The 6,508-nt window shown below is 44.6% G+C and carries 8 protein-coding genes; 5 read left to right on the top strand and 3 right to left on the bottom strand.

Annotation, left to right across the window (positions count from 1 at the left end):
- The 3 genes from DYU05_RS10535 to DYU05_RS21425 form a co-directional block, all read right to left on the bottom strand.
- Positions 1 to 499 (bottom strand): 6-phosphogluconolactonase (locus tag DYU05_RS10535; protein WP_205771829.1); only part of this gene is annotated, 499 nt, incomplete at its 3' end.
- Positions 500 to 716: 217 nt separating this feature from the next.
- Complete coding sequence (locus DYU05_RS21430; RefSeq protein WP_262511255.1) at positions 717 to 1,328, bottom strand: APC family permease; 612 nt, start codon at positions 1,326 to 1,328, stop codon at positions 717 to 719.
- 4 nt (positions 1,329 to 1,332) lie between these two features.
- Entirely contained in the window at positions 1,333 to 2,067 is a 735-nt protein-coding gene (locus tag DYU05_RS21425; RefSeq protein WP_117382888.1) for an APC family permease, read from the bottom strand.
- A 108-nt stretch (positions 2,068 to 2,175) separates the two neighbouring features.
- Between DYU05_RS21425 and DYU05_RS10520 the strand changes: the two genes are divergently transcribed.
- From DYU05_RS10520 to DYU05_RS10500, 5 genes are all read left to right on the top strand, one after another.
- Complete coding sequence (locus tag DYU05_RS10520) at positions 2,176 to 2,847, top strand: hypothetical protein (protein ID WP_117382887.1); 672 nt, start codon at positions 2,176 to 2,178, stop codon at positions 2,845 to 2,847.
- A gap of 100 nt (positions 2,848 to 2,947) precedes the next feature.
- Entirely contained in the window at positions 2,948 to 4,843 is a 1,896-nt protein-coding gene (locus DYU05_RS10515; RefSeq protein WP_117382886.1) for a DNA topoisomerase IV subunit B, read from the top strand.
- Position 4,844: 1 nt separating this feature from the next.
- Entirely contained in the window at positions 4,845 to 5,237 is a 393-nt protein-coding gene (locus DYU05_RS10510; protein WP_117382885.1) for a hypothetical protein, read from the top strand.
- An 86-nt stretch (positions 5,238 to 5,323) separates the two neighbouring features.
- Positions 5,324 to 5,818 (top strand): cytidine deaminase, encoded by a 495-nt coding sequence (locus tag DYU05_RS10505; protein ID WP_117382884.1) that lies wholly within the window; start codon positions 5,324 to 5,326, stop codon positions 5,816 to 5,818.
- Entirely contained in the window at positions 5,815 to 6,474 is a 660-nt protein-coding gene (locus DYU05_RS10500; RefSeq protein ID WP_117382883.1) for a GDSL-type esterase/lipase family protein, read from the top strand. Before DYU05_RS10505 ends, DYU05_RS10500 begins: the two co-directional genes overlap by 4 nt.
- Positions 6,475 to 6,508 lie beyond the last annotated feature (34 nt).

The raw sequence follows: 6,508 nt of genomic DNA, 5'->3' as shown, positions 1-6,508 counted from the left end.
CCGAGCCCGGCTCGTTGAAGCCGATGTGGCCGGTACGGCCGATACCGAGGAGCTGCAGGTCCAGCCCGCCCAGTTCTTCTATCTGGTGCTCGTAGTTGAGGCAGAAGGCGGCTACCGCGTCCTGCTCAAGGGTACCATCGGGTATATGCACATTGGCACGGTCGATATCTACATGGTCGAAGAGGTTCTCGTTCATGAACGTAACATAGCTTTGCACCGCGTCGGGTTTCATGGGGTAGTACTCGTCCAGGTTAAAGGTGACAACGTTGGCGAAGGACAGGCCTTCCTCCCGGTGCTGGCGCACCAGCTCGGCGTAAACGCCTACCGGCGTTACACCGGTCGCCAGGCCCAGCACCGCTGGTTTGCCTGCTGCCTGCTTGCTGCGGATCAGGGCGGCTATCCGCCCGGCTACCGCCAGCGAGGCTGTCTTCTGATCAGGGTACACCGTTACCGGCAGCTTCTCATATCGCGTCTCTTCTAGTAAATTTAATCGTGCCATAAAATGCTTATATATTGAATGTGTGATACTTGGGAAAAGTGAGGATATAAAAAATCCCCACCGGGGTGAGGATTAACAACCAATTAACTATAAAATTTAAATTCCTCAACGAGAATAAAGAGAGGCTTTGCTTTAATGATCTAAATTCTATCATTTACGCAAACTTAGTTATCAGTTTTTACTTAATCAAGAAACTTATTAAAAAAATTTAAAAAGATTATTTTACATGCGTGACACCCGGCTTCTCTTTTTTTCGAACGCCCAAAAAGTAAATAGCTAGCCCTACCGCATAGGCTATAATACACCATAGTACCGCAAGGGGATCGCTCTTGAAGGTTATAAAAATATTTATGGTAACAAACCAATAGGAGAGTACAAACAGCAACGGTATAAGGGGGAAAAGCTTAATTGTATAGATATTGCTGGTATCCATTTGCCTAGTTTTTCTGCGCAGCACAAAAATAGCTGCTGCTGCGATAGACGTTCCTATCGTTTCAAAAAACATCACATAGTTAAGTACCTCACCAAATTTGGCTATAAAGAAAAGTATCAGCAGAATGGCAGCCACAAAAAAACTCATGCCGAATTCCTGCACCTGTGTTTTGGGGTTTACCTTCTTAAATATCGGCGGGAGCACACCATCTTCTGCCATAGCATAATAAGTACGCGGGTTAGACATTATATTCACGTTTACATATGCCACAACGGAAATAAACATCAGAATAGATGTTATTTTATAACCCATAGGTCCAAATATTACACCCGCCAGGTAGGCCGCCAGTGTGTGCGTTTGTTGCAGTCCGCCAATACCCAATACGGCATAATACACATAGTTAATTACCAGGTAAAGGGTAATTACAACCCCCCATGCCGATGAAGATCGCTTTTGGTATGTTGCGCTTAGGGTTTACAATATCGCCGCCAAAATTAATGGTTTGAGAATATCCGGTATAGGTAAAGAATACTGCTACAAGGCTCAATCCAAAAGCGGTGATCAAACTTCCGCTATGCGGCACAGCCGCAATGTTTACTGCAGTTTTTGTATCACTTTTAAACACAGCGGTACATAACACTACTATCATCCCAGCTTTAAAAATGGTAAGCAGGTTTTGCGCGCGCGCACTTTGCTTTATGCCCAGGAAATTAACAACATACAGTACCAGTACAGTAAGTATAGTAGTGAGCTTTGTGCCAAGGTCGTTTTGCAAACTGGCCGGAAGCACAATTGGGTTAATGTACTCGGCACCCAGCAGAGCAACTGCTGCTACCGATGCCGCATTGCTGATCACCAGCACCCAGTTGATCATGAAAGCAGATGCAGGATGATAGCAATAGGAGAAAACTTTGTAAAAACCTCCCGTTGTAGGGTACCGTGCGCCAATCTCTGCAAAAGTAAGCGCACCGCACAGGCTTACTATCCCGCCAAATATCCAGGCACCAAAAAATATCCAGGCGCTGCCAGCAGTCGTGGCCACATTGCTTGGCGTACCAAATATACCCATGCCTATTACCAGGCTAATCACGATCATGGTTAGGTCGAATCGGTTGAGCCTCGGCTGTACACCCATTGCTTTATTATTTATGTTTATAATTTATATTATAATTGTATTGAATTAGTGCCTTATCTAAATTAAATTCGTTTGACTAATTTTGACCACCTGCTTATCTAAACTGTGTTGAAGCAAATTAAACAATTATTACTTACGGGATTGTTGTTGTTTTGTATTGCGCCTGCAATTGCACAGGGTAAAAAGCATCATTATAGCAAAAAACAAGTCCCTGCTACTAATGTACAGCCTGTTTATGTCAGTCCTCGTCTTAAAGAATTTCAGGATATTATATCCAGGGCTAATGTAGTATTCTCTTTCCCAAAAGGTTTTAAGGAGATTGAAGCGCCTGATGATGAAGATAATTCTTTTGATTACGCTTTAGAATTGCCCGGTAAGGAATTTCAGATTTGGTTCCAGGTAAAGTCGCAGAAACAAAACTATACTGCTTATCAAAGGGTAAAAGGAAATACCGAAACCAGCCTAGCTAACCCCGATTCGTTGTACCTGGGCATGGGTTCCGCGCAGGCGCTTGCCCTAGGTGGTACAAAAGGCAGCTATTTTGTGCGCACCATACCACCACGTTACCTCGCAAAGTACAACGCCGATGCCGGTAAATCGTACCTTATCAATCTATTATATTCGCCGGCAACCAACTATTACAAATACGCGCTACTGGTAACCCTGCAAAAGGACCATATAGGTACCATTATGGCAGTTTGCTTTTCTAATGAAAAAGGCCCGGAGTTTTTCAAGAACATCGACCGCGCTAGTACATGTATTAAGTTTAAGGGCGATTGACTTTAATGTTGATAAGTTAGGACATTTAAGTACGGATTTGAATGTCTGAACCGTATTTTTGCATTTTGGGTAGTTTACGCCCGTTCCTCATTGATAACTTATGGCAGAGAATATAAATTATAACGACGATAGTATCCGTTCGCTCGACTGGAAAGAGCACATTCGCCTGCGCCCCGGCATGTACATTGGTAAACTGGGCGACGGCTCAGCTTATGACGACGGCGTATATGTGTTGCTGAAGGAGATTGTTGACAATTCCATAGACGAGTTTGTGATGGGATCCGGTAAGACTATTGAGGTGAACATGAGCGACCACAAAGTTGCAGTGCGCGATTACGGCCGTGGCATACCATTGGGAAAGGTGATAGATTGCGTATCTAAAATAAACACCGGCGGTAAGTATGACAGCAAGGCCTTCCAAAAGTCTGTTGGTTTGAATGGTGTGGGTACCAAAGCAGTTAATGCGCTTTCTTCAACTTTTACAGTACAGTCTTACCGAGACGGCCGTACTAAAATTGCCGAATTTGAAAAAGGTGAGCTAGTGCGCGACGAGGCCGAAAAGGAAACCTCTCAACGCAATGGCACTGCGATCAACTTTATTCCTGATGATTCTATTTTCCGTAACTACCGGTTCATACCAGAGTTTGTAGAGAATATGATCTGGAACTACGTGTTCCTGAATTCCGGCCTTACCATCAATTTCAATGGTAAAAAGTACCTGTCAGAACGTGGCCTGTACGACCTCCTTTCCCGCAATGCGGATGCGGAGAACTTACGGTACCCTATCATCCACCTGAAAGGTGAAGATATAGAAATAGCGATGACGCATGGTCAGTCGTACGGCGAAGAGTATTACTCATTTGTAAACGGTCAGCATACTACCCAGGGCGGTACCCACCAGGCCGCGTTCCGGGAAGCGGTAGTTAAAACCATTCGTGAGTTCTACAAAAAAGAGTTTGATGCATCAGATATCCGCGCTTCAATAGTTGCAGCCATAGCAATTAAGGTTCAGGAGCCTGTTTTTGAATCGCAAACAAAAACCAAGCTGGGTTCACAAAACGTAGGACCCGAAGGGCCCTCGGTACGTGGTTTTATTAACGACTTCTTGAAAAAAGAGCTTGATAACTACTTGCACAAAAACCCGGCAACAGCAGATGCCCTGCTGAAAAGGATATTACAATCTGAACGTGAACGTAAGGACATTGCCGGCATTAAAAAACTTGCAAACGATCGTGCTAAAAAGGCGTCGCTACACAACCGTAAGCTACGCGATTGCAAGCTGCACTTTGACGACAATCACGAACGCAAACAGGATACCACGCTGTTCATCACAGAAGGTGACTCGGCCAGCGGATCGATCACTAAGTCACGTGATGTGATGACACAAGCCGTATTTAGTTTAAAAGGAAAGCCGCTAAATTGCTTTGGGCTAACCAAAAAGGTGGTTTACGAGAACGAAGAATTTAATCTGCTGCAGCATGCGCTGAACATTGAGGATGGTATAGACGGGCTTAGGTACAACAATATTGTAATAGCTACAGATGCCGATGTGGATGGTATGCACATCAGGCTGTTGCTTATGACTTTTTTCCTGCAGTTTTTCCCCGACCTGGTGAAAGCAGGCCATGTTTCTATCCTGCAAACGCCTTTGTTTAGGGTGCGGAATAAGAAAGAAACAATTTACTGCTACAGCGACGAAGAACGCCGTAATGCCATTGCGAAACTGGGCAACAAGCCGGAGATAACGCGCTTTAAAGGTTTGGGCGAGATATCTCCCGAGGAGTTCGGATTGTTTATTGGTAAGGACATGCGCCTTGACCCGGTTTTCCTGAAGGATGCTAACATCAAGAACCTGCTGGAATACTTTATGGGCAAAAATACGCCTACCCGACAGCAGCATATCGTAAACAACCTGAGGGTAGAAAAGGACGACGAGACAGTAAATCCGGTGCTGGCAGAGAAGAATGAAGAAGTGGCACTGGCAGTAGCGGTGTGATATGTTAGTAAAGCGAACCACTATTTTGTTGGCGATTGCGGCTATTGCAAGCTGCAAGGATGCATCAAAAAAGGTGCTTAGTGCTGATACAATAAGGGTCGTTAGGTCCGTGGCACCGCATCCTGTCAAGGTAAAGAAGCGACCATCACTTCAAGCCCGGATACAGGGTGCATGGACTGATGGTAGTAAAGATGGGCCTGTAATTGAAATAAGACCAGATTCCATTTACTACTTCAGGCATGGTCAAGCTTATAAATATACTCTGAGCGGTGATCAGATCAACATCTTTTATGCGGATTTTTCCTACTCGGGTAAGATCTCGTTCGCCAACGATACACTGGTGATGGATTCGCCTGAATATGATATCTCAAAATTTTGGAAAAGTAAGGATTGATAGCAGGGCTCCAGTTGTGCCGCTATTGCTTTGTAAGTATATTAACACTATATTGTAACCCCTCCTTTCTCAGAAGAGGGTTACCAATGAAAAAACACGAAATAAAAATAGCCTTCAAAGAATACGATTCACTCGAAGAATTAAGTGCAACTGACCTAAACCTGTGTAACGAAGCGGTAAAAGCTTTGGCTACATCTCATTCTCCTTATTCGAAATTTAAGGTTGGAGTAGCGCTGCTGCTAAAAAGCGGAAAAATTCTATACGCCAGCAATCAGGAAAACGTGGCTTATCCGTCGGGGCTTTGTGCTGAACGGGTGGCATTGTTTAACTGGGGAGCCAACCACGCTAATGACCCGGTGGTGAGCATGGCTGTTACTGCCCACACAGATGAGTTTGAACTATTAAAGCCCGTAACCTCATGCGGCGCATGCCTGCAGGTAATGGCGGAAGTAGAAAAAAAGCAGAACAGCGCTTTAAAAGTATTGTTGTATTGTATAGATGGCCCGGTATGGGTGATAGACGGCGTACAAAGTATGATGCCGTTTATGTTTTTTGAAGAACGCCTAACACAAACTGTATGAAACTCCGCCTGCTGATTTTTTTTGTTTTAACCGCAACAGCGCTTACAAGCCGTGCTCAACAAGGCTTTCCGTTTGATAATGAGATAAGGGAATTTAAACACCAGGATAGCTTAAAGTTTCCGCCTAAGAACGGCATCCTTTTCATAGGAAGTTCGTCTATTCGCAAATGGACAGATCTGGAGCAGCGCTTTAGTAACAAACCTATTATACGCCGTGGCGTTGGGGGCTGTACCCTGGAACAACTGGTAGACTATTATACACCTTATATCCTGTTTCCTTATCATCCTAAAAAGGTATTTATCTACGCCGGAGAGAATGACATTGCAGCGGGTAAATCGGGTGCGTTTGTAGCTGCACAATTTGAAAAATTGTGGACTATGCTGGCAAGTAAGTTGCCCAAAACGGATGTATACTTTATGGCAGTAAAGCCAAGCCCAAGTCGCGCTAAATATTTTGATGAAGTGAAAACGGCTAATACCCGCATTAAAGCCTTTTTAAACGGCAAGGCAAACGGGCATTATATTGATGTAGCTACGGTGATATTGAATCCTGCTACTATGCAGCCGGATTCCTCACTGTTTGAGAGTGACTTGCTGCACCTGAATAAAACCGGGTATGACAAATGGCAGGCAGTGCTGCAGCCGTATGTGAAATAATAAAGCCCCCCGTAACCCGGGAGGCCTCACACTT

The organism is Mucilaginibacter terrenus, from assembly GCF_003432065.1.
In the GTDB taxonomy this organism is placed as follows: Bacteria; Bacteroidota; Bacteroidia; order Sphingobacteriales; family Sphingobacteriaceae; genus Mucilaginibacter; species Mucilaginibacter terrenus.
Note: the sequence above shows the minus strand (reverse complement) of the source record. Positions and strands in the feature narration are given on the sequence as shown.